This window comes from Pseudomonas sp. MTM4 (assembly GCF_019355055.1).
Classification (GTDB): domain Bacteria; phylum Pseudomonadota; class Gammaproteobacteria; order Pseudomonadales; family Pseudomonadaceae; genus Stutzerimonas.
On sequence record NZ_CP048411.1, the window covers coordinates 1,045,010 to 1,064,521 of the forward strand.

The window sequence follows — 19,512 nt, forward strand, 5'->3', positions numbered from 1 at the left end:
ACTCGCTGTTCGCCCGATCCGCGCAATCTGTATTTCGCGGGTATGGGCTGCTTCGCCCATAAAAAGACATTCACGTTAGGACGCACCGCCATGACAACTACGAACGATGACTCCGTTACCGATGATCAGCGCAACGCGCGCCGTGCATTTCTAAAGAACTCGCTGATGGTGTCGGCGGGTGTGGCCTCCATGGGCGGTCTGGGCCTGTCCCGACTCGCGGTTGCGCAGCCACTGACCCAGCGTTACCCAGACGAGCTGGTTGAGATCCTCGATGAAAGCTTTGCCAAATACAGACTGTTCAACGCCAGCGTCGAGCAGCTCGCCACTGGTATGCGCTGGGCGGAAGGCCCGGTCTGGGTCGGTGATGGTCGCTACCTGCTGGTCAGCGATATTCCAGGGAACCGCATCATGCGCTGGGACGAAATCACGGGCTCGTTCGATGCCTATCGCGAGACCTCGAACCACTCCAACGGCCTGAACCGCGATCTGCAGGGTCGGCTACTGGTCTGTGAAGGCTCGACCACCAACGGTCAGGGCCGCCGAGTCACCCGCACCGAACCGGATGGCAGCATTACGGTGCTAGCCGACAACTTCGAGGGTAAGCGCTTCAATTCGCCCAACGATCTGACGATCAAACGGGACGGCTCGATCTGGTTCACCGATCCGCCCTTCCAGACCGCCAATTACTACGAGGGGCACAAGATCGAGACCGAACTGCCGGACGCGGTTTACCGCATCGATGGAAAAACCGGTGCAGTGACCCGAGTAATCGATTCGATTGCCGGCCCCAACGGCATTTGCTTCTCGCCTGACGAGAAGGAACTCTACGTGGTCGAAGGCCGTGCGAAGCCCAATCGTCTCGTCTGGGCTTACTCGGTCAACGATGACGGCACCTTAGGCGAGCGCCGCAAGCACATCGAGGCCCCCATCCACGGCGCGCTCGACGGCATCAAATGCGACGAGGATGGCAATCTCTGGTGCGGCTGGGGCAGTTCTGGCTCACCTGAAGCGAAAACCGCCGAGCTAGACGGCGTGATGATCTTCAATCCGCAGGGCACCGCAATCGGCAAGATCAGGCTGCCCGAACGCTGCGCCAATCTCTGTTTCGGCGGTAGCAAGGGCAATCGGTTATTCATGGCGAGCAGCCATTCGATCTACGCGCTGTACGTCAATACACGAGACGCTACGTTCGGCATGCGCATATCTGGGGCCAGGCCCTGAGAGGACGAAAATGACAGGGTGGCGCCTGCAAAGCCACCCTGTCGGCTCGGGCTGTTCGTTATGTCACAAGGCTCTTGCTGAACCCAGAATCGCCGCCCTCCTTCGAGAATTCATAGAGAGCAACAGCCCGATGCCGGATGTCACATCCTGAACCGGCTCACCATCATTTGCAGGTGATTACCCAAGCGGGCCAGCTCCACGCTAGACGCTGCGGTTTCGTGACTCGCCGCTGCGGTTTGCTCGGAAACGTCTCGAACATTCAAGACGCTGCGGCTGATTTCCTCAGCCACGGCGCTCTGCTGCTCGGCGGCTGCGGCGATCTGTTGGTTCATCGATTGAATGTTCGAAACGGTGCGCGTGATGTTCTCCAGCGACTCGCCAGCCCTGCGAGTAAGAGCCACGCTGCTGTCCGTCAGCTCACGGCTGCTCAGCATGATCGTCGCGACCTGCTTGGTGCCGTTCTGCAAGCCAGCCACCAGCCCTTCGATTTCCTCGGTGGATTTTTGCGTGCGCTGTGCAAGGCCGCGCACTTCGTCAGCGACCACCGCAAAACCACGCCCCGCCTCGCCGGCCCTGGCCGCCTCGATTGCGGCATTCAACGCCAAGAGGTTGGTCTGTTCCGCAACCGCCCTGATCACACCCATGACACTTCCGATCTTGTCGCTTTCTCCTTGCAGAACCGCCATCGCCTCGGTAGAGCGAATCACTTCGGCGGCCAGGCGTTCGATCTGCGTGACAACCTCCGAGACCACCTGATCACCCGCTCGCGCTTCCTGGTCGGCCTCTGTCGCGGCAAACGCTGCCTGCTCTGCATTGCGTGCGACATCGTGAACCGTCGCCGACATCTCATGCATGGCGGTGGCGACCTGGTCGGTCTCGATTTTCTGGCTGTTCACCCCGGCGCTGGTCTGCTCGGTAACCGCAGACAACTCCTCGGCAGCGCTGCTGATCTGGGTCACGCCATCGCGGATCCCGCCGATGAGGTCTCGTAGCGTCGAACCCATTTGCTGAATACCTTTTTGCAGGGTGCCCATCTCATCACGACGCGTCACTGGCGCGCTCGCAGACAAGTCACCCGCAGCAATACGTTCGACGTCTCTCAATGTGTCTTGCAACGGACGTGTGATCTGGCGCGTGATCACCCATGCCGCCAGGATGCCCAACAGGAGCGCGAGCAGAGTGCTGACGATCAGGCGAGTGCGCGCGTCGCCGCTTTCGATGTCTAGCCGATCCAGCTGAAACTGGTACAAGGCGTCGCTGATTCTGACGATTTCGGCCTGGACGTCGGTCATTTCCTGGCGTGCAACGGCAATCGTGTCGGTCGCAGTTCGGAAATTCAGCAGGGCCGAGCGGTACTGCCCGAGCGTCGTTTCGATCACATTCAGATCATTCGCACTGCCATCCAACGTCCGTTCATACTGAGTCAGGGCAGACTGCGCGGCATCCAGCTGAGCGATCATGGCATCGCCATTCTGGGCGGTAGGCTTGGCGGTATAGGCACTGAATAAGTACCGTACCTGCTTCAGCTCTTCTCTTATCCGCGCGATGCCTTGCAGTTGCGCAAAACGGGAACTGTCATAGTCCGACAGGCCGATCACTCGCTGATAGATCGCGCCCGTCCGCTCTTCCAGAACGCCCACCGCGGCGTTGACCGCCCCTTGCGCGGCGTTCGCTTCGACGTAGGCCTTGCGCATCTTGTCGAGCGAACGCTGATAGTCGTCGTTGAACCCGCTCTGCTCTTTGAGCATCTCCACATTGATGGGGTTCTTGAAGGTGCCGAGGAGCTTCGACTGCTGAGCCAGATAGATCTCGAGCTTGTCGTCAAGGCGCTCGGTAGAAACCTGATCGCCGTTGGCCAGCATGAACTGCAGCCGGGCAATCCGCAGCCCGGTAAGCGTGTCATTCAAGGCGGATATTTCCGTCATCCATCCGCTGCGCTGGATGACGCTGCCAAGGCTACCCCAACCGTTCCAGGCCAATACCAGAGTCAATATCAGCACCGAGCCAAAGCCCAGCCCCAACTTCTTGTTGATCGCGATGTTGCCAAACCAGCTGTTCATTAAAAACGTCCATTCAAAAATTCGATTCAGGGTCTTTCAGGTTGAATGATTGTTTTTATTTGCGGCCAGCCTGGGTCCCGCGCGCACCGTATCGGCGCCCAGCCATGAAGCTTGAGCACAGAACAGGATTTCATACATCGCAAAATGCTGAGGATTGAACGGCAGATGCTGACGAGAAGCCCACCGAAGCGGCAAAACCGCTCGGTGGGCTACGGATGGAGCGCCATCACCAGCCGGGCGTCATCGGAACGGCTGATCAGCCTGCCGCGACGTCCTCACCCAGATGGATCACCCGCGCCGCACGCAACATGCATTTGGCCATCTCCGGCGGGGAGAATTTGGTGAGGATGTCATTGGCCCCGGCCGTCTTTGCCTTGTCGGTACTGATGGTGCTGTCCAGCGAGGTATGCAGCAGCACGTAAATAGAGGCGTAGTCGGGATGCTTACGCAGCGCCTGGGTGAAGGAGTAACCGTCCATCTCCGGCATCTCGATATCCGATACCACCACGTTGATCGCTTCGTAGCTGTCCTTCAGGCTGTCGAGCTTCTCGAAGGCCTCACGGGCGCTGCGCACCGCATGGCAGGTGACGCCCATCTTGCTCAGGGCCGATACCGACATATGCACGGCCACCTGGCTGTCATCGACGATCAGGGCGCGGGTTTCGGTAAGCAGCTGCGCGTCCTGATCATCCAGGTCGGAGATGTCGGCCTCTGCGGGAGCAGGCGCGACGGTGTGGATCACCTTTTCCACATCGAGAATCTGGATCAGCTCGCCGTCTACCTCAGCCGTGCCGGTAATGAAGGAGCTGTTGCGCGCACCGTACGGCGGCGGCAGGATTTTCGAAGACTGGATGTGGACGATCTTCACCACCGCCTGAACGTGCAGCCCCTGCTTCGAGCGGCTGATTTCGGTGACGATCAGGCAACCGCCCTTGGGGTCCTGCAGCGGCGCCATGCCAATCGCCAAGCTCAGGTCGATGACCGTCAACGGCTGACCCCGCAGCGTGGCGACGCCCTTCACATGGGGATGCGACTCTGGAAGCCGGGTCAGCGATGGCGTCGGAATGATCTCGCTGACCTTCAACAGGTTGATCGCCATCTGCTTGCCGCTGCGCAGCGTGAACAGCAGAAGCGATAAGGAGTCGGTGGCGGATGTGTTATTCATGAATGATCCTGTGGGAAAGCCGTTCTCGTGGCGTAGATATCACCTCGCTAGAGCCTTGTCGGCTGGAACGGCTAAATCTTCAGTCATCTGAACGGCTTCTGCTAAATACCGCGCTCCCGGTCAGCAGCGCTCGAAGATCGCCGCGATGCCCTGCCCACCGCCGATGCACATGGTCACCAGCGCATAGCGGCCCTGGATGCGCTGCAGCTCATGGATCGCCTTGACGGTGATAATCGCGCCGGTCGCACCCACCGGATGCCCGAGCGAGATGCCAGAGCCGTTGGGATTGACCCGCGCCGGGTCCATACGGAGCTCCTGCATCACCGCGCAGGCCTGGGCGGCGAAGGCTTCGTTGGCCTCGATCACATCGATCTGGTCCAGACTGATCCCGGTACGCTCCAGCACCTTGCGCACTGCCGGCACCGGACCGATGCCCATGTAGGCCGGGTCGACGCCGGCATGTGCATAACCGACCAACCGCGCCATGGGCGTCAGCCCGAGTGCTTTCGCCCGTCCCGCCTCGGCCAGTATCAGCGCCGCGGCACCGTCGTTCAGTCCGGACGCGTTGCCTGCGGTTACGGTGCCGCCCTCCTTCTTGAACACCGGCTTCAATGCCGCAAGGCGCTCCAGAGTTAGGTCGGCGCGCAGATGCTCGTCGGTGTCGAAATAAGCGGTGCCTTTACGGCTGCGGATTTCGACCGGAACGATCTGTTCGCGAAAGTAGCCGTTCTCCAGCGCCCGGGCGGCACGCGCTTGGCTTTCCAATGCCAAGGCATCCTGTTGTTCGCGGCTGATGCCGTAGCGCTCGGCTACGTTCTCCGCGGTCACGCCCATATGGAATTTGCCCCAGGGGTCGTGCAGGAGCGTGTTCATGTAGTCGATCACAGCGCCATCACCGAGGCGCGCGCCCCAACGCATGTTCGGCACAATGAACGGCCCGCGGCTCATACTCTCCGCGCCGCCGCCAATGGCTACATCGGTATCGCCGAGCAGGATCGACTGCGCGGCGGAAATGATTGCCTGCAGGCCTGAGCCGCACAGGCGATTGACGTTGAACGCGGGAGTTTCCAGCGGTATGCCGGCGTCGACCGCAGCGACTCGTGCCAGATAGCCATCCCGCGGCTCGGTGGGTATCACGTTGCCCATCACCACGTGGCCAACGGCATCCGCCGGCGTGCCGGAGCGCTCCAGCACTGCGCGGCAGACGGTCGTCGCCAGGGTGGTCAGATCAATGTCCTTCAGCGCGCCGCCAAAGGAGCCGATTGGCGTGCGCACCGCACCGACAACGACGATTTCGCGTTCAGTCATGGGGGTTCTCTTCTGCTGAATGGGGGTCGCTCCGGCCAATCCGGCGCGGCGGTTCAGCCGATGCTAACCGGATGAATCAGCAGAACAACAGGAAAATGCTGCAGATCGCTCATGCGTTATTGCAGAACTAATCGGTCACTTGCCGCGATGGGGAAACGCCGGCAGAGCGATGCGCCCGTCGCTCGCGCTCCTCACGATGGAACGATGCACATCGATATCGGGCCCAATCTAGGGTCTGTTAACGTTTCGTCGCGGCCGCGCCGGAGCCTGTTTTTGCGCGAGGCAAGGCACGAGGAGTGAAGTTTGGTTGTTCCAAATGAGCGACGAGGAACGCCGCATCGCGCAAAAACAGGCCCGGCCCGAAGGGTTGCGCGGCAAATATCGCCATGCGGCGTTGCGGGACTTGGCAAGGGAACAACCATTACCTGCGTCCCGCGCCTTGCCTGGCGAAATTTGGCGCAGCAACGCGGCTTGCGACGAAACGTCAACAGACCCTAGCCAACCCATGGGAGGCCCAGCGATGACCAAGGCAGTCAAACCGGACGCCGAACAACCTTACTTCGAAACCCCTGCGCACATCCCCAACGGCAGCGATCACCAGATTCCGCACAGCCACCGGCTGGTCTATCGCGACCACGACGTAATCGTGCATCTCACCGGTTATGAATACGAAACCTTTGGCGAGACGCTTTGGGCGGTGGGCGCCGAGGTCGTGAAAGATCGCGAGATCGTCGTCCCGGTGAGCGTGGACCAGACCCAGCACTACCGCAGCTTCGACGAAGCGCTCGAGCACGGCACGGAATTGGGCAAACGGCTGGTCGATGAGCTGTAGTTCGAAGTCGATCAAGAGTGAATCGGCCGCCACCTTCTGGCGCGCCCTGCCCTGCTTACCATCCTAGGAAACCACCGATGAGCGATAACAACGCGAAGGTTCGACACGACAAAGATCAACAGCGTTACCTGCTGGACATCGAAGGCGAAACACTCGGCTTTGCCGCATACCGCGAAGACGGAGACAGCCTGGTGTTTACCCACACCGAAGTGGATCCGAGCCTCGAAGGCCAAGGCATGGGCAGCGTACTGATTCGCCAGTCACTCGACGATGCCCGCCAGCGCAGCAAGCGCATCGTACCGGTTTGCGGATTCGTCGCCGCCTATGTGAAGAAGCACCCGGACTGGAACGACATCATCGATTCACCCGCTCAGTGAAAGCACTGATGGGCAGGAATCCACCACGCAGGACGGTACAATGCCTGCCCCCGCCGGCAGCACATGAGGTTCACCCGCTGCAGGATCATCTCGGCGCCCGCCAGGTGCTGGTCAAACGCATAAGAAGAGAAATCGATGAGCAACGAACTGCAGATCGAGGATATCCAGGCCGGCGACGGTAAAGAAGTGGTCAAGGGTGCCCTCATCACTACTCAGTACCGAGGCCAGCTGGAAGACGGCACCACCTTCGACTCATCCTATGATCGCGGCAAGCCGTTCCAATGCGTAATCGGCACCGGACGCGTCATCAAAGGCTGGGACGTCGGGCTGATGGGTATGAAAGTCGGCGGCAAACGCAAACTCTTCGTCCCCGCCCATCTCGCCTACGGCGAACGACAGATCGGCGACCACATCAAACCGAACTCGAACCTGCTCTTCGAGATCGAGCTGTTGGAAGTGCTGACTCGGGATGAGTGATAGTCGCGGCATTAGCCGCGACTATCAGTATGGGGTCAGGCTAATGCAGCCTGTCCGGTTCCGGTGGATATTGGCGCCTGTGAGCCCAGCGATTGCCCTACCACGTCACCGATCATGTCCGCCGTAATGGCACTCAGGGTCCAGCCCAGGTGGCCATGGCCGGTGTTGTAGAAGATGCAGGGCGATTTGCCGCGGCCGACCTTGGGCATCATGTTCGGCATCATCGGGCGTAGTCCGGCCCAAGGCACGACGCTCTGAGTGCTGACGCCTGGAAAGCATTCGTTGACCCAGTCCACCAACGGACGGATACGATCGGCCCGAATGTCGCGGTTGTAACCATTGAACTCAGCGGTCCCGGCGACGCGTAGGCGGTTATCACCAAGGCGGCTGGTCACCAGCTTCGTTTCGTCGTCCAACAGGCTCACGGTCGGAGCTGCGGCACGGCTGGCTTCGTCGTTGAGGTTGACGGTGATCGAATAACCTTTCACCGGATAGATGTTCACCCGATCGCCCAGTTGTGCAGCCAGCGCGCGGCTAGCCGTACCGGCGCAGACGACCATGCCGTCGAATTCCAGTGTTTCGTCGCCGCCTGGCGTGCCGAGAATGACGCTAGCCTGGCTGCCGTTGGTCGCCACAGCTTTAACATCCTGGCCGTAACGGCATTCGACGCCCAGGCGAATGGCCGCCGCCGCGAGGCCGTTGGTGAAACTGTGGATGTCGCCAGTGGAATCGCACTCGGTGTAATAGCCGCCGTAGTACTGCCCCGCCAGCGTTGGCTCGATGGCCCGCATCTCGTCCGGCGTCACGCTGCGGCGCGGCAGCCCACCCTGGGCCAGCAGTGTGGAGACTGTGCCAGCGTGCTCGAAGCCCGCCTTGTCGCGGTAGATGTGCAGAATGCCGGCTTTCTTCAGATCGAAGTCGATGCCCTCTTCTTCAGCCCAGGCAAACAGATGCTCACGGGCAGCGATGGCCAGGCGTGCGGTTTCGATGGTGTTTTGACGGTACTGCGGGATGGAACCGATGAACTCGGCGAACCAGGACAGCTTGTGCCAGCTGGGCTTGGGGTTGACCAGCAATGGCGCGTCGCTCTTGAGCATCCATTTCATGCCCTTGAGGATGGTTGACCAGTGAGTCCAGACCTCAGCATTCGAGGCGGAGAGCTGCCCGCCGTTGGCGAAGGAGGTTTCCATCGCGGCGTAGCGGTGCTTTTCGAAAAGGGTTACGTCGAAACCGCGCTTGGCCAACGCATAGGCGGTGGTGATGCCGGTGATACCGCCACCAATGACAGCGATTGTTTTCATTGTGTCGCTCCAGAACGTCAAGGGTCAGAGTCCGTCCGCGACATGCGGATCAGACGCCCCCTCTGTTCTGGACCTGAGAGTTTCGCGAGCGCCAACGAGTGGAGTCCGCTTGCTCCTTCGGTGCGACGGGCGACGACACCCGACGGCTCTTCAGAGTCAAACCTGTGGAATCGGTCCTTTTGCCTGAGAGTTTCCGGGGCGGTTGCTCCTTCGGCGCTGCCGGCGACGATGTCGCGGCAGTCTCTCCCGAGTCCACATACTTCATGTGCCGGACCGATCGAAATCGATCCAGTGATGCAGTCGTGCTCAAGGTGCCAGAAAACGGCCCCTTTGCAACACAATTTTTTCTGCCGTATGACTAAGGAACGATGCAGTCGATCGCTTCAGCGGCGCGCCATGAAACCATCACCCGCGTTACAGGCATGATTTCAGGAGCCCACCAGTGCTATCAGCTGGGCGATATCGACGGGCTTGGTCAGGTGTACATCGAACCCGGCCGCCAGCGCATTTTCCTTGTCGCTCGGCTGCCCCCAGCCGGTGATCGCTACCAGCCGAACACGTGAATCCGACGAGCGGATCATCCGAGCAACCTCATCGCCACGCAGGCCAGGCATGCCGATATCCAATAACACCACTTCTGGTTCGAGCTGCCGATAGCGCTCGAAGGCTTCGACGCCGTCGAAGGCCAGATGTACCTCGTGGCCCTCCAACCGGAGGACTTCGGCCATGGTTTCGGCGATATCCCGGTTGTCGTCAGCGACCAAAACCCGCCGCGTATGGGCCGCAGACTCGCCGGCTTTCACAGGCTGCGCGTCGCGCTGCGGTGGGGCCAGCGCCGGCAGATTCAACTCGAATTCCGCCCCCAACCCTACCCCTTCGCTGCTCACGCGGATGTCGCCGCCATGAAGATTGGCCAGCCCCTTGGCCAGCGCCAGCCCGATGCCCAGGCCAGCATTGACCTGTGTTTGGGTCGTTGGCACCTGAGCGAATCGTTCGAAAATCAGTTGGAGATGCTCGCGAGCAATGCCTAAGCCGTTATCGGCCACCGACACCGTTGCCATTCCTTCTTTCAACGCGGCGCGAACTCGGATCTGTCCACCCTGAGCGGTGAACTTGGCGGCGTTGTTCAGCAAATTGACGAGTATCTGCTCGAGCCGCAGGGGATCGGCGTCGAGCAGGATCGGTTCCGTCGGCTGCTCGACGATCAACTCATGTCGTTTTGACTCGATTTTGGCCCGTGCAGTTTCGACGGCAGCCTCGACCACCGCTCGGAGATCCAGTGATTCCTTGCGCAACACCAGCTTACCGAGGGTGATGCGGGAGATATCGAACAGATCGTCCAGCAGCAGGGCCATATGTCGCACCTGCCGCTCGATGATTTGCTGGCTACGCAACTTCTGGGCTTCGGATGCAGAGGGAGAGCCGAAAAGGCCAGCAGCCAGGCGAATGGGCGCCAGCGGGTTACGCAGCTCATGCGCCAGTGTCGCGAGAAACTCATCCTTGCGCCGATCAGCCTCCAGGATCGCCTGCTCCTGACGTTTGGATTTGGTCACGTCAGCGAACCAGACGGCGAGCCTGTGCTCGAAAGGCGTGGCGATCAGGCGCACCCAGCGCTCGCTGGCAAAGGCAGTGCTGCGCATCTCTACGTCACGCGGTTGTTGCTGCGTCGCCGCCGCCACAAGGGTGTCGATCGCTTGTGGATTGGCATTGGGTCCGAGCACTTCGTTGATGCGCCGCCCCGTCAGTTCAACAACCGTTCCCTGCAAGCTCTCGGCACCGGTCGGGTTGATGAAGTCCAGCCGGAAGTCATGTAACTCGCCCGCAGCGTTGAGCTGCGGGGAAAGAATGGCGAACGGAACGGTGGAGGAATCCAGCGCCACCTGCAGTCGCCTCTCAAGCATGCCGGCCTTGCTCTGCGCCCGTGCCCGGTCGATGAATACCGCAGCAAGGCCAGCCGCAAGATCGGCCAGGCGAATTTCACGCTCGGTCGGGGGCCGCGTCTCTTTGAGTTGCACGGTCAGAGTGCCGAGGACACTGCCGTCGCTATGCAGAATAGGTGTGCTGTGAGCGGAGCGGAACCCTTCGATACGGGACACGGCACGAAATTCGGTGAAGCGCGGATCGGTTTCGGTGTCCGTCACAACCACCCGACAGCCTTCCTGTACCGCTGCGCCGCAAACGCCGAGTCCGGGCGCTACGTTGTCCATGAGTTCCAGCGAGGCCGGCGAAAAACCCTTCGACGCATGAATGCGCAAGGGCGACTGGCCATCGCTTAGCGCCAGCAGGCCATGGGTCGCACCGTGCAGCTCGCACAGCACATCGATAATCGCCTGCAGCTGAGCATCCAGCGTCGGCAATTGCTGCAGTCGGTTACCGAGCGTGTGCAGTGAATTCAGATCGCTTATCTGCTCGGTCAGGTCCTGCTGAGCCAGTTCCAGCTGCGACAACATGCTGTCACGTTCGGCCTCGCTCGCCCTACGCGCCTGCGCAGCGGCAGCCAGTGCCTGGCCTACCTCGCGCACCTCTTCGATTTCGCTGTCCGGTACCTGTTGTAACGACTGGCCTTGACCGATGGCCTGCGCCGCCCGACGCAACTGACGCATCGGCACATTGATTCTCCGCGTCGCGAACAATGCCGCGGCGACGGCAAACATCAGGGACAGCAACAGTCCGCCGCCATAGAGCGTGAAAGCCCGAGCGGCGCCAGCTTCCACCGTTTCGGTTGGCGCACCCGTGGCGACGACCCACCTCGACGGACGCAGGCGGACGAATGCGGTGTACGCCGAAGCACCTTCGACCGTCATGGCCATGCCCACTCCTTCATCGGCGGGATTGTCCACGAGCATGCTCTGGAGAGTCGGAGATGCCGGCTGCCCCACGGTTTCCTGGTGCCGCTGAGAACGTGCGATGCGCATGCCTCTGGCATCCAGCACTGTGGTGATCCAGCCCTGAGGTAATCGACGGTCGCTGATGACCTCGACGATGGATTCAGGCTTGAGCACCGCGGTCAGGACGTAGCGAATGTTCCCCTCGATATCGACCGGCACGCGTATGGGAATCCCCCATAGCCCACCGGGGCCCAGCCCCATATTGCCCACCTGCGGCTCACCGGTGCGCATCAGTTCAGCAAAACTGCGCGGCTCGGCAATCGCCTCGGATGCGGGCGAGTCGTGCCGCGAAATACGCCGGATGACCTGGCCCTCCGGTGTGATGACGAGCAGGGCATACCAGCTAGGCACCGAGGGCAATACGCGATGGACCATACCGGCGAAGCTGTCGATATCATCCTCATCGAGCAGCGTTGATTGCGATAACGCCTGCAACACGTCCAGGGAGCGCCTGAGTTCGACCTCGACTGCCGTGGCGGCCAGGCGTGTGGCTTCCAGGCTGCGCTGCTTCGCCAGTAGCTTCTGATCGTTGACTATCGATACCAGACCCAGCCCGGCGACCAGTGCCAGAGGCAGAATTCCGGCAAGCGCGATCGTCAGCAGACGGCTGCGCAACGGTACCGAGCGGGTCGGTTTCGCTCTTGCCTGATTCAATAGTTCTTCCCCTGACACCCTGATTGGAATCAAGGCGTAAAAAAACTCGGCGAAACGGTGCGTCGCCGAGCGGCACGCATTAGTTTAAGCAATCCGTGCGACGAGTATCAGCACTTGGAGGTCCTTGCTACGGACCAGTTCATTCACATCTTCAGGTGGCAAGGCGCTGCCAGATAATTGAATCGTTGGGAGATTTGCATGTTAGAACTTCGGCCTGGATGCGAATGCTGCAACATTGATTTGCCGCCAGAATCTGCGCAAGCGTTGATCTGCTCCTTCGAGTGCACCTTCTGTACGGAGTGCGCAGAGTCGAAACTTGGTTTCATCTGCCCCAACTGCGGCGGCGAACTGGTGGCCCGCCCCCGTCGCCCCGCTGCGAAACTCGCTAACAATCCGGCGTCCACACAACGCGTATATAAGCCGCAACGTTGCAGTCCGGCCCCTATCGTTCGGTAAGTTCCAACGGCGCATCTTCGTCATCGCTCGTCTAACCAAACAGTCATGGGCACGAAAAAGGCCCGCATGAAGCGGGCCGGAGTTCGTGTTCAGGGCTAGGTCGTTATTTCGGTAGCTTGAACGTAATGAAGCTAGCCCGTCCGTCGCGCAGCACACGCATCGACACGGAGCGATTCTTCGGTAGCGCCTTGACTACCTGACTGAAGGTTTCTACCGAGTCGATGGCTTGGTTGTTCAGATGCGTGATGACGTCACCCGGACGCAGGCCGATCATCGCCGCAGGGCCTTGGTTGACTTCACTGAGCACCACACCACCGTTGATTTCGAGCGCCTGACGTTGTGCGTCGGTCAGCTCGGTCACCGAAACACCGAGGCGGTTATCGCTATGGGTAGTACCGCCCGCGCCACCAGCCGAGGCCAGCAAATCGCCGTCTGCGGGCAAGGCACCGACATCAATGCTCAAGGTCTCGCGGTCGCCGTCACGCACGATCTCGAATTTGGCGGTGGTGCCGGGTTTCATCGCGCCGATGAGGTGTGGCAGATCGCCGGACATATCAATGGACTTGCCGTTGACGCTCAGAATCACGTCACCCACCCTCAGGCCGCCCTTGGCTGCCGGGCCGCCATCCATGACCTGCGCCACCAGCGCACCGGCTGGACGCTCGAGACCAAACGACTCGGCCAGATCCTTGTTCACCTCTTGAATGACCACCCCGAGCCAACCGCGGCTGACCTTGCCGTCTTCACGCAGCTGGTTGGCGACATCCATGGCGACGTCGATCGGGATGGCGAACGACAACCCCATGAAGCCACCGGAGCGGGTGAAGATCTGCGAGTTGATGCCCACCACTTCGCCGTCGAGGTTGAACAGCGGGCCACCCGAATTGCCTGGGTTGATCGCTACGTCCGTCTGAATGAAGGGCACATAGCTCTCGTTCGGCAGGCTGCGACCGGTCGCGCTGACCACGCCAGCCGTCACGGTGTGATCGAAGCCGAACGGGGAACCAATGGCGACAACCCACTCGCCTGCTTTCAACGCCTCGGAGCTACCGAGCTTGACCGTCGGCAGATCGTCCCCTTCGATTTTCAGCAGCGCCACGTCACTGCGCGGGTCGGCTCCGACCAGCTTGGCTTGCAGTTCGCTGCGGTCAGGCAGACGCACCATGATTTCATCGGCATCGGCGACCACGTGGTTGTTGGTCAGCACATAACCGTCTTCTGAAATGATGAAGCCCGAACCCAGCGACTGAGCCTCTCGGCGCTCGGGCCGTTGCGGGATACCACGCTCGAAGAACTCGCGGAACATGGGCGGGATGCCTTCCAGATCCGGAGTCTGTGCCAGCGCGCCACGCGCGGGTTTGTTCTGCTTGGTGCTGATGTTCACGACCGCCGGCGAGGCATCTTCGACCAGCGGCGTGAAATCCGGCAGATCCGCATAGGCGATCAGCGCCTGTCCGAATAACGCCACGCCGGCTACGACTGCCAGAAGGTCTTTACGAAGGATCATGGTGACAGGTCTCCCACGATGGAAAATTGGTTAAACGAACTTGAGTGTGGCCATCCAGCCAAAAAAAAAAGCAGCGGGCCGCCGTGAGCTCGAACGCTGTTCAACAGCCCGGCCACGGCAAACCCACCCAAGGGAGCAAGCTGTTCCGTCAGCCTGTGAAGAACTCTACGCCTTGTACAGTCAGCTTCGTGTGAAGCGGAGGTAAAGGAACCGTAAGGTTTCGCCGCAGCAATTCCCGATAGGGATCGTTTATCTGATCGCATCCAGGCCGGTCGTTTCGAACCCGGCCTGTTCGGCCGCTTGGCGTACACGCAGATGATCCTCGGGCAAAACGAGCGCGGCTTCTGCCCGTTTAAGCGCCAGCTCGATATGCCGGTCGGCCGCGATTCTGACCGCTGCATCACCCAGCCGCCCCAGCGATGCCAGCGCCTGCTGCAGACATATGCCCACCTCGACCAGCGCAGCCCCGTCGCGCGCGATGGGTGTAAAGAAGTCGTCGAGCATGTCCGCCACGCTCAGGCCAGGTGCGAATATCCGGTCAAATTTGGGCTCCTCCGGTGGAGTCGGCCTGGATAGATGCGACAGCACGCGCAGACCGCGACCGATTACATCAACTGCGGTCCCCTGATCGTTGATACCAGGCGACAAGGCTCGCGACGCAATCTCGGCCAAGACGGTCATTCCGAAGCGTGGGTCGCGGTCGAAGGTTCGCTGTGCGCCGATGACGAAGGCCGCGCGCAGTGCGTCGTCACACTCTTCGCCTACACCCACGGACCAGGCGATCGGCTGCGTCGGCTCGACGAAGGTACCCGGCAGCACACAGATATAGACCGAGCTGCTCTCCGACTCGGTCAACGTGCCCAATGCCGGCATGTCGATGTGCTGCACGAAGCCAATCTTCCGGGCGTACAGCGGACGCGCGCCCGGCAGTGCTTTGGGGTCAACCTCGAGCGGGCAGCCACCCAAATAGGGTTGTTCCATGCGCTGGCACAACGACCGGGTTGCGGCGTCCTCCACCCTCGCCGTGGTCTCCGCGACCCTACCCAGCCCCGACAGCTGATCGATCCAGCGCAACAACGCGTAGACCACCAAAACCACGACAACGATTGTCGCCGCGAACAATACGACCCGGCCCTTATCACCATAAAGCCCTGTGCTCAGGGAGATGATGCCGACCAGGCTAAAGATGAACGAACCGATGAAGGTGGACAGGGTGTTTTGCGTCGTGGGGTCTTCCACCAGCAGCGAGATGGCCCGCGGGGTGACGTTGCTGGTCGCCGAACCGTAGGCGGCCACCATAATGCTCAGCGAAAAGGTCGTGACCGCGAGCATGCTCGATGCCAGCACGCCAAGGATGTTATCGACCGCATCGGAGCCGATCTTGGTCGGGACATCGTCGGGGATATAGGGCGCCACAGCCAATGCGACCAGCGCAGCCGCGATGCCCAGGACAGAAAACAGGCTGGCCCTGAACCAGGGTCGCCTGCTGATGCGGATGAGAAACCACTTCCAACGCTCGATCATCTGCGACTCGCGCTCAGGTCCGTTTCAGTACAGACAAGAGCGTCACCGCACCGTTGCGAAAAAAAGGGGTTTCTTCGTAGACCGTCTCGTTTCAGCCCGCCAGCGCCGCGACCGCAGCCGGCAGTTCACGCATGTCGTTGATCACGGTCGCCACGCCCAGCTCCCGCAGCGCCTGATCGTGCCCGGCGGGAATATGGCTCGCGCCGGTAAAGCCGATCACCTGCATGCCCGCGGTGCGTGCCGCCAGGACACCGGTCGGGCTGTCCTCAACCACCAGACAGTGCCCCGGCGCGACGCCCATGCGCTCGGCAGCCAGCAGATAGACATCCGGCGCGGGCTTCGGCGAAGCCACCATTTCGGCGCAGAAGATATTCCCAGCAACCCGCTCGGTCAGCCCGGCGCGGCGCAGCGACGACTCGACATTGTGCAGACGGCTGTTGGACGCCACCGCAAGCGGCAGATCGATGGCAAGCAGTGCGTCACGTACGCCTGGGATGGCCTGGACTTGCTCGGCTACCGCTTTCTCGCTGTGACGCCGCAGATCTTCATCGAAAGTCTTCGGCAACTTCAAATCGAAGCGCTTTTCGATGAGGTCGATGATGCTCGGCACCGTCAGGCCGAACGTCCCTTCCAATGCATCGCCCAGCAGGTCCGCCGGAACATAGAGGCTCAGCGACTCGAACAGCACGCGGTGGCTGATGATCTCGCTGTCGACGATCACGCCATCGCAATCGCTGATCAGCAGGTCGATAGTGGCCATCGGATCTCCTGGTGATTGACGCGCGGCAATAGCGCCGCGCCAGCTTGGACTGCGCCAAGCATGCCGAGTTTTACGCCGCTTCGATGGCAATTGCGCGTCGCATCCATTGCTGTTGCGCATGCCGACAACTCTTCCGCATCGGCGCGGAGGCCAATGACGACCGGCGCCCGGTAGCCGGGACAAATGTTCTTGCAGCACGCCGTTCGCTGCGCCAGTCACCATCATCCGAGCATCGTGCGCATTTCGTTCAATACCAGCGCTGCGTTCGCTCCTAGCCTTAGCGCTGACATCCCCTGCGTGAACTAGGAGTTACCGATGAGTCTGTTGCTGTCCATGGCGGCCTTTGCGCTGGCCTCTTCCATCTCGCCCGGCCCGGTCAATATCGTCGCCCTCAGTGCCGGCGCGCAGTTCGGTCTGCGTCAGGCCATGCGCCACGTCAGTGGCGCGACCATCGGCTTCACCCTATTACTGCTGTTGATCGGCCTCGGGCTGAGCGAGCTGCTGTTGCGCTGGCCCTGGTTGACCCAGTCGATCCGGCTGGCCGGCGTCGCGTTTCTGTTGTACATGGCATTTCGGCTGGCTATCGACGACGGGAGTCTGAACGCTGACAAACCGGCGGTGCGGCCCAGCATGCTTTATGGCGCGGCGATGCAATGGCTCAACCCCAAAGCCTGGTTGGCCTCGGTGGCCGGCATGGGTTTGTTCGCGGCGGCCGGGGATGCGCCCTCGGTGTGGCGCTTCGCGGCGATCTATTTCGTGATCTGTTACGCCTCGCTGGCCTGCTGGGCCTATGCCGGGACCTTTTTGCAGCACTACCTGAACAACCCCGTGCGGGTGCGATTGTTCAACCGCATCATGGCCGCACTACTATCGGGCTGCGCAGCTTATCTGCTGTTGTTCTGATCGCTATCAGCGCAACGTACGCCGCGATAGTGGCCAGGAGTGGCCGCCAGCAACTGCTTGAAAGCGCGCTGCAGATGCGCCTGATCGGCAAAACCCGCCGCCAGCGCTACCTCGGCGATGGGTATGCCACGTCGCAGTTCGGCACGGGCGAACTGCACACGGCGATTGGTCAGATACGCATGCGGGGTCATCCCGAAGTGTTTCTTGAATGAGCGGATCAGGCTCGACGGCGACACCCCGGCCGCATGGCTGATCTCGTCGAGCCTGAGCGGGCGTTGATAGTTGTCGGCAATGAGTTCGGCAGCTCGCCGCAACTTCGAGTCGCTCACCGGCACGGCCACGTCCAGCCGCAACCGCCGATGCAACAGACTGAAGAACCCCACCGCGGCGCCGTGCTTGTGCGAAGGTTCGGCAAGCTCATCGGTCAAGACGCCATGGAAATGGCGAAACCCCGCCTGGAGCAGCGGATCGCACGTCAGGATGGGTGAGAAGCGGCGAAAGCCGGTGCCGCCCATTTCCAGGTCGTCCTGCAGACCAGCCAACCAACCGGCATCGACGTACAGCATGCGATACGCCCAGGGCTGGTTCTCGATCGGATTGCAGGCATGCACATCGCCCGGGTTCATCAATACCAGCGTTCCTGCATCGATACGGCACTGATAATGGCGGTTGATATAGGTGCTACAGCCGCTGTCGATCAAACCGATGGAAAAGGTTTCATGGCTGTGTCGGGCGTAGCAGACGCGGCGTCCGTCAGCTACGGTGCGTGCTTCGATAAACGGCAGCGCCGCGTCCCGCCAGAATTGGGAAATGGGTGCTATGGGCGTTCGGTTCGGCAGGCTCATGATCCGGTCTGTTGCGGCTACTTCGAGAAAGCATCAGCGTAGCCGGAGTTCAGAGAATTTCTAACCCTTCGCATTTGTAATCACCGATGAATATGTCGTCCTGCAGCACTTCACCGTCGAGGTTAAAGCAGAACAGGTAGCTTTCGGTGCGGTCGCCGATCTCCACGCTTTTGAGCCCGATGCATTCGTCGGGATGCCCCGGCAGGATCTTGAACGAAGAAATACCGCGTTCGGGATTGCAGTCGCCTACCTGCACGGTACGAATTTCGCTGAAGTCTTCGTTGGCAATAATCAAGGTATTGGCGCCGCGTTCACATTCGTCGATCGCCTGATCGAACGGCGAGGTGGAAATCTTGCGAGGGAAGAACAGCCATTCGCGGCGATAAGGATGCCATTCGACCGCCTCGTGAATGACGTAGCCGTCCGGCCCTACTCCGAGCGCATCGCGGATGCGCTGGTAGCGCTCAGCCCAGTCGACGCTGCGCACGCCATAGTTGCGGTCGAGCATTTTTACCCACTCTTCAGCCGGCCGTTTGCCATGGCTGCCGACGACGAGTCGATCATTCCAAAGCGTCGCCCATTCACTCTTGAAACCTTTGAATGCCTCATCACCACTGCCAGTCATCAGAATCTGCCGCGGCACCAGCTGGCGTTGATCGCGGATCTCGCAGACCAGGCCGGTACGATCATCGAAGGTCACAAGGCGTTTGCCGAACATCACAAGCTCGGAAAACTCGGCGCCCCGCCCGCCTTCGGCGATCTGGCTGATCAGCCGATACTGACCGCCCTGATCCTCCGGTATGTCCTCGAACCGATAACGAGGTCGGCCGGTGTGAGGATCTACCTCGCGGTAGATTCGATCGTGACGCAGCGTGGACTGCCAGCCGGTTCCACCGTCGTCCAGCTCCACCAGAGAGGCATGGTCCTCATCGGTGATGATCGCCAGCAGGTACTCGCAGGTATCGCTGCCGTAGCGCTCAAGCCGCCGAATATCAAAGTTCTTTTCGCTCATGAATAGACGCTCTATTGGCACGGGTGCGGGCACGGCGTGCGGACGGATCTGTCTGGTTGGGACAACGCGCAGAGGGCAAGTTCCGGCAGAAATCTGACTGAAATCAAAGCCAGCATTCGTAGCGGGTCGCGCCGCCGGGTTCAGGATAACGCTCAGCGGCTGGTAGGAAACTTCCTTGCGGCGCAGCTTTTGTCAGCAGCTTCGTCTGTTTTATTGTCCAAG

16 protein-coding genes, 1 pseudogene and 1 riboswitch are annotated in these 19,512 nt (G+C 60.8%); of the genes and pseudogenes, 6 read left to right on the forward strand and 11 right to left on the reverse strand.

The window, feature by feature from the left end:
- Window positions 1-90: 90 nt before the first annotated feature.
- Window positions 91-1,221: an SMP-30/gluconolactonase/LRE family protein gene (locus GYM54_RS04650; RefSeq protein ID WP_197445175.1), complete on the forward strand. Its 1,131-nt coding sequence runs from the start codon at window positions 91-93 to the stop codon at window positions 1,219-1,221.
- Window positions 1,222-1,361: 140 nt separating this feature from the next.
- Here the strand turns inward: GYM54_RS04650 and GYM54_RS21945 are convergent, their stop codons facing one another.
- The 4 genes and pseudogenes from GYM54_RS21945 to GYM54_RS04665 form a co-directional block, all read right to left on the reverse strand.
- The gene (locus GYM54_RS21945; RefSeq protein WP_371924094.1) at window positions 1,362-2,225 is read right to left on the reverse strand and encodes a methyl-accepting chemotaxis protein; all 864 of its coding nucleotides are present in this window, start codon (window positions 2,223-2,225) and stop codon (window positions 1,362-1,364) included.
- Window positions 2,217-3,281 (reverse strand): annotated as a pseudogene (locus GYM54_RS21950) (methyl-accepting chemotaxis protein); the annotation flags it as partial. The gene GYM54_RS21945 and the pseudogene GYM54_RS21950, both read right to left, overlap by 9 nt.
- A 256-nt stretch (window positions 3,282-3,537) precedes the next feature.
- Window positions 3,538-4,446, reverse strand: coding sequence for a chemotaxis protein CheV (locus tag GYM54_RS04660; protein WP_131651639.1), 909 nt, complete (start codon window positions 4,444-4,446; stop codon window positions 3,538-3,540).
- Window positions 4,447-4,566: 120 nt separating this feature from the next.
- Window positions 4,567-5,754: an acetyl-CoA C-acyltransferase family protein gene (locus tag GYM54_RS04665; protein WP_197445177.1), complete on the reverse strand. Its 1,188-nt coding sequence runs from the start codon at window positions 5,752-5,754 to the stop codon at window positions 4,567-4,569.
- Between the two features lie 520 nt (window positions 5,755-6,274).
- Here GYM54_RS04665 and GYM54_RS04670 point away from each other — a divergent pair.
- From GYM54_RS04670 to GYM54_RS04680, 3 genes are all read left to right on the forward strand, one after another.
- Window positions 6,275-6,586 (forward strand): hypothetical protein, encoded by a 312-nt coding sequence (locus GYM54_RS04670; RefSeq protein ID WP_181104323.1) that lies wholly within the window; start codon window positions 6,275-6,277, stop codon window positions 6,584-6,586.
- Between the two features lie 77 nt (window positions 6,587-6,663).
- On the forward strand, window positions 6,664-6,963 hold the full coding sequence (locus GYM54_RS04675) for a GNAT family N-acetyltransferase (protein WP_131651642.1): 300 nt from the start codon (window positions 6,664-6,666) through the stop codon (window positions 6,961-6,963).
- A 135-nt stretch (window positions 6,964-7,098) separates the two neighbouring features.
- Entirely contained in the window at window positions 7,099-7,440 is a 342-nt protein-coding gene (locus GYM54_RS04680; RefSeq protein WP_181104325.1) for an FKBP-type peptidyl-prolyl cis-trans isomerase, read from the forward strand.
- 35 nt (window positions 7,441-7,475) lie between these two features.
- Here the strand turns inward: GYM54_RS04680 and GYM54_RS04685 are convergent, their stop codons facing one another.
- Window positions 7,476-8,741 (reverse strand): D-amino acid dehydrogenase, encoded by a 1,266-nt coding sequence (locus GYM54_RS04685; RefSeq protein ID WP_131651644.1) that lies wholly within the window; start codon window positions 8,739-8,741, stop codon window positions 7,476-7,478.
- A gap of 161 nt (window positions 8,742-8,902) precedes the next feature.
- A riboswitch (glycine riboswitch) is annotated at window positions 8,903-9,000 on the reverse strand.
- A 169-nt stretch (window positions 9,001-9,169) separates the two neighbouring features.
- A complete protein-coding gene (locus GYM54_RS04690) occupies window positions 9,170-12,283 on the reverse strand; it encodes an ATP-binding protein (protein ID WP_181104327.1) in 3,114 nt (1,037 codons plus the stop codon).
- A 198-nt stretch (window positions 12,284-12,481) separates the two neighbouring features.
- Here GYM54_RS04690 and GYM54_RS04695 point away from each other — a divergent pair, with 198 nt between their 5' ends.
- On the forward strand, window positions 12,482-12,739 hold the full coding sequence (locus GYM54_RS04695; RefSeq protein ID WP_181104329.1) for a DUF1272 domain-containing protein: 258 nt from the start codon (window positions 12,482-12,484) through the stop codon (window positions 12,737-12,739).
- A gap of 103 nt (window positions 12,740-12,842) precedes the next feature.
- On the opposite strand, the gene GYM54_RS04700 is transcribed toward GYM54_RS04695, so the two are convergent.
- The 3 genes from GYM54_RS04700 to GYM54_RS04710 form a co-directional block, all read right to left on the reverse strand.
- Window positions 12,843-14,246 carry a DegQ family serine endoprotease gene (locus GYM54_RS04700; protein WP_181104331.1) on the reverse strand — a complete coding sequence of 468 codons (1,404 nt, stop codon included), beginning with the start codon at window positions 14,244-14,246 and terminating at the stop codon, window positions 12,843-12,845.
- A gap of 249 nt (window positions 14,247-14,495) precedes the next feature.
- Window positions 14,496-15,770, reverse strand: a complete 1,275-nt coding sequence (locus tag GYM54_RS04705) for a DUF2254 domain-containing protein (protein ID WP_131651648.1) — start codon at window positions 15,768-15,770, stop codon at window positions 14,496-14,498.
- Between the two features lie 91 nt (window positions 15,771-15,861).
- Window positions 15,862-16,530, reverse strand: coding sequence for an HAD family phosphatase (locus tag GYM54_RS04710; RefSeq protein ID WP_181104333.1), 669 nt, complete (start codon window positions 16,528-16,530; stop codon window positions 15,862-15,864).
- Window positions 16,531-16,845: 315 nt separating this feature from the next.
- Between GYM54_RS04710 and GYM54_RS04715 the strand changes: the two genes are divergently transcribed.
- Window positions 16,846-17,433 carry a LysE family translocator gene (locus tag GYM54_RS04715; protein ID WP_181104335.1) on the forward strand — a complete coding sequence of 196 codons (588 nt, stop codon included), beginning with the start codon at window positions 16,846-16,848 and terminating at the stop codon, window positions 17,431-17,433.
- Here the strand turns inward: GYM54_RS04715 and GYM54_RS04720 are convergent.
- Window positions 17,415-18,278 (reverse strand): AraC family transcriptional regulator, encoded by an 864-nt coding sequence (locus tag GYM54_RS04720; protein WP_181104337.1) that lies wholly within the window; start codon window positions 18,276-18,278, stop codon window positions 17,415-17,417. The genes GYM54_RS04715 and GYM54_RS04720 overlap by 19 nt on opposite strands.
- A gap of 49 nt (window positions 18,279-18,327) precedes the next feature.
- A complete protein-coding gene (locus tag GYM54_RS04725; protein ID WP_181104339.1) occupies window positions 18,328-19,290 on the reverse strand; it encodes a hypothetical protein in 963 nt (320 codons plus the stop codon).
- Window positions 19,291-19,512 lie beyond the last annotated feature (222 nt).

What these genes read in the sequence shown, in the direction of transcription:
- GYM54_RS04685 (WP_131651644.1), bottom strand. Translation starts at nt 8,741, where the DNA reads ATGAAAACAATCGCTGTCATTGGTGGCGGTATCACCGGCATCACCACC.
- GYM54_RS04695 (WP_181104329.1), top strand. Translation starts at nt 12,482, where the DNA reads ATGTTAGAACTTCGGCCTGGATGCGAATGCTGCAACATTGATTTGCCG.
- GYM54_RS04720 (WP_181104337.1), bottom strand. Translation starts at nt 18,278, where the DNA reads ATGAGCCTGCCGAACCGAACGCCCATAGCACCCATTTCCCAATTCTGG.
- GYM54_RS04710 (WP_181104333.1), bottom strand. Translation starts at nt 16,530, where the DNA reads ATGGCCACTATCGACCTGCTGATCAGCGATTGCGATGGCGTGATCGTC.
- GYM54_RS04715 (WP_181104335.1), top strand. Translation starts at nt 16,846, where the DNA reads ATGAGTCTGTTGCTGTCCATGGCGGCCTTTGCGCTGGCCTCTTCCATC.
- GYM54_RS04650 (WP_197445175.1), top strand. Translation starts at nt 91, where the DNA reads ATGACAACTACGAACGATGACTCCGTTACCGATGATCAGCGCAACGCG.
- GYM54_RS04705 (WP_131651648.1), bottom strand. Translation starts at nt 15,770, where the DNA reads ATGATCGAGCGTTGGAAGTGGTTTCTCATCCGCATCAGCAGGCGACCC.
- GYM54_RS04700 (WP_181104331.1), bottom strand. Translation starts at nt 14,246, where the DNA reads ATGATCCTTCGTAAAGACCTTCTGGCAGTCGTAGCCGGCGTGGCGTTA.
- GYM54_RS04660 (WP_131651639.1), bottom strand. Translation starts at nt 4,446, where the DNA reads ATGAATAACACATCCGCCACCGACTCCTTATCGCTTCTGCTGTTCACG.
- GYM54_RS04680 (WP_181104325.1), top strand. Translation starts at nt 7,099, where the DNA reads ATGAGCAACGAACTGCAGATCGAGGATATCCAGGCCGGCGACGGTAAA.
- GYM54_RS21945 (WP_371924094.1), bottom strand. Translation starts at nt 2,225, where the DNA reads ATGGGTTCGACGCTACGAGACCTCATCGGCGGGATCCGCGATGGCGTG.
- GYM54_RS04670 (WP_181104323.1), top strand. Translation starts at nt 6,275, where the DNA reads ATGACCAAGGCAGTCAAACCGGACGCCGAACAACCTTACTTCGAAACC.
- GYM54_RS04665 (WP_197445177.1), bottom strand. Translation starts at nt 5,754, where the DNA reads ATGACTGAACGCGAAATCGTCGTTGTCGGTGCGGTGCGCACGCCAATC.
- GYM54_RS04675 (WP_131651642.1), top strand. Translation starts at nt 6,664, where the DNA reads ATGAGCGATAACAACGCGAAGGTTCGACACGACAAAGATCAACAGCGT.
- GYM54_RS04725 (WP_181104339.1), bottom strand. Translation starts at nt 19,290, where the DNA reads ATGAGCGAAAAGAACTTTGATATTCGGCGGCTTGAGCGCTACGGCAGC.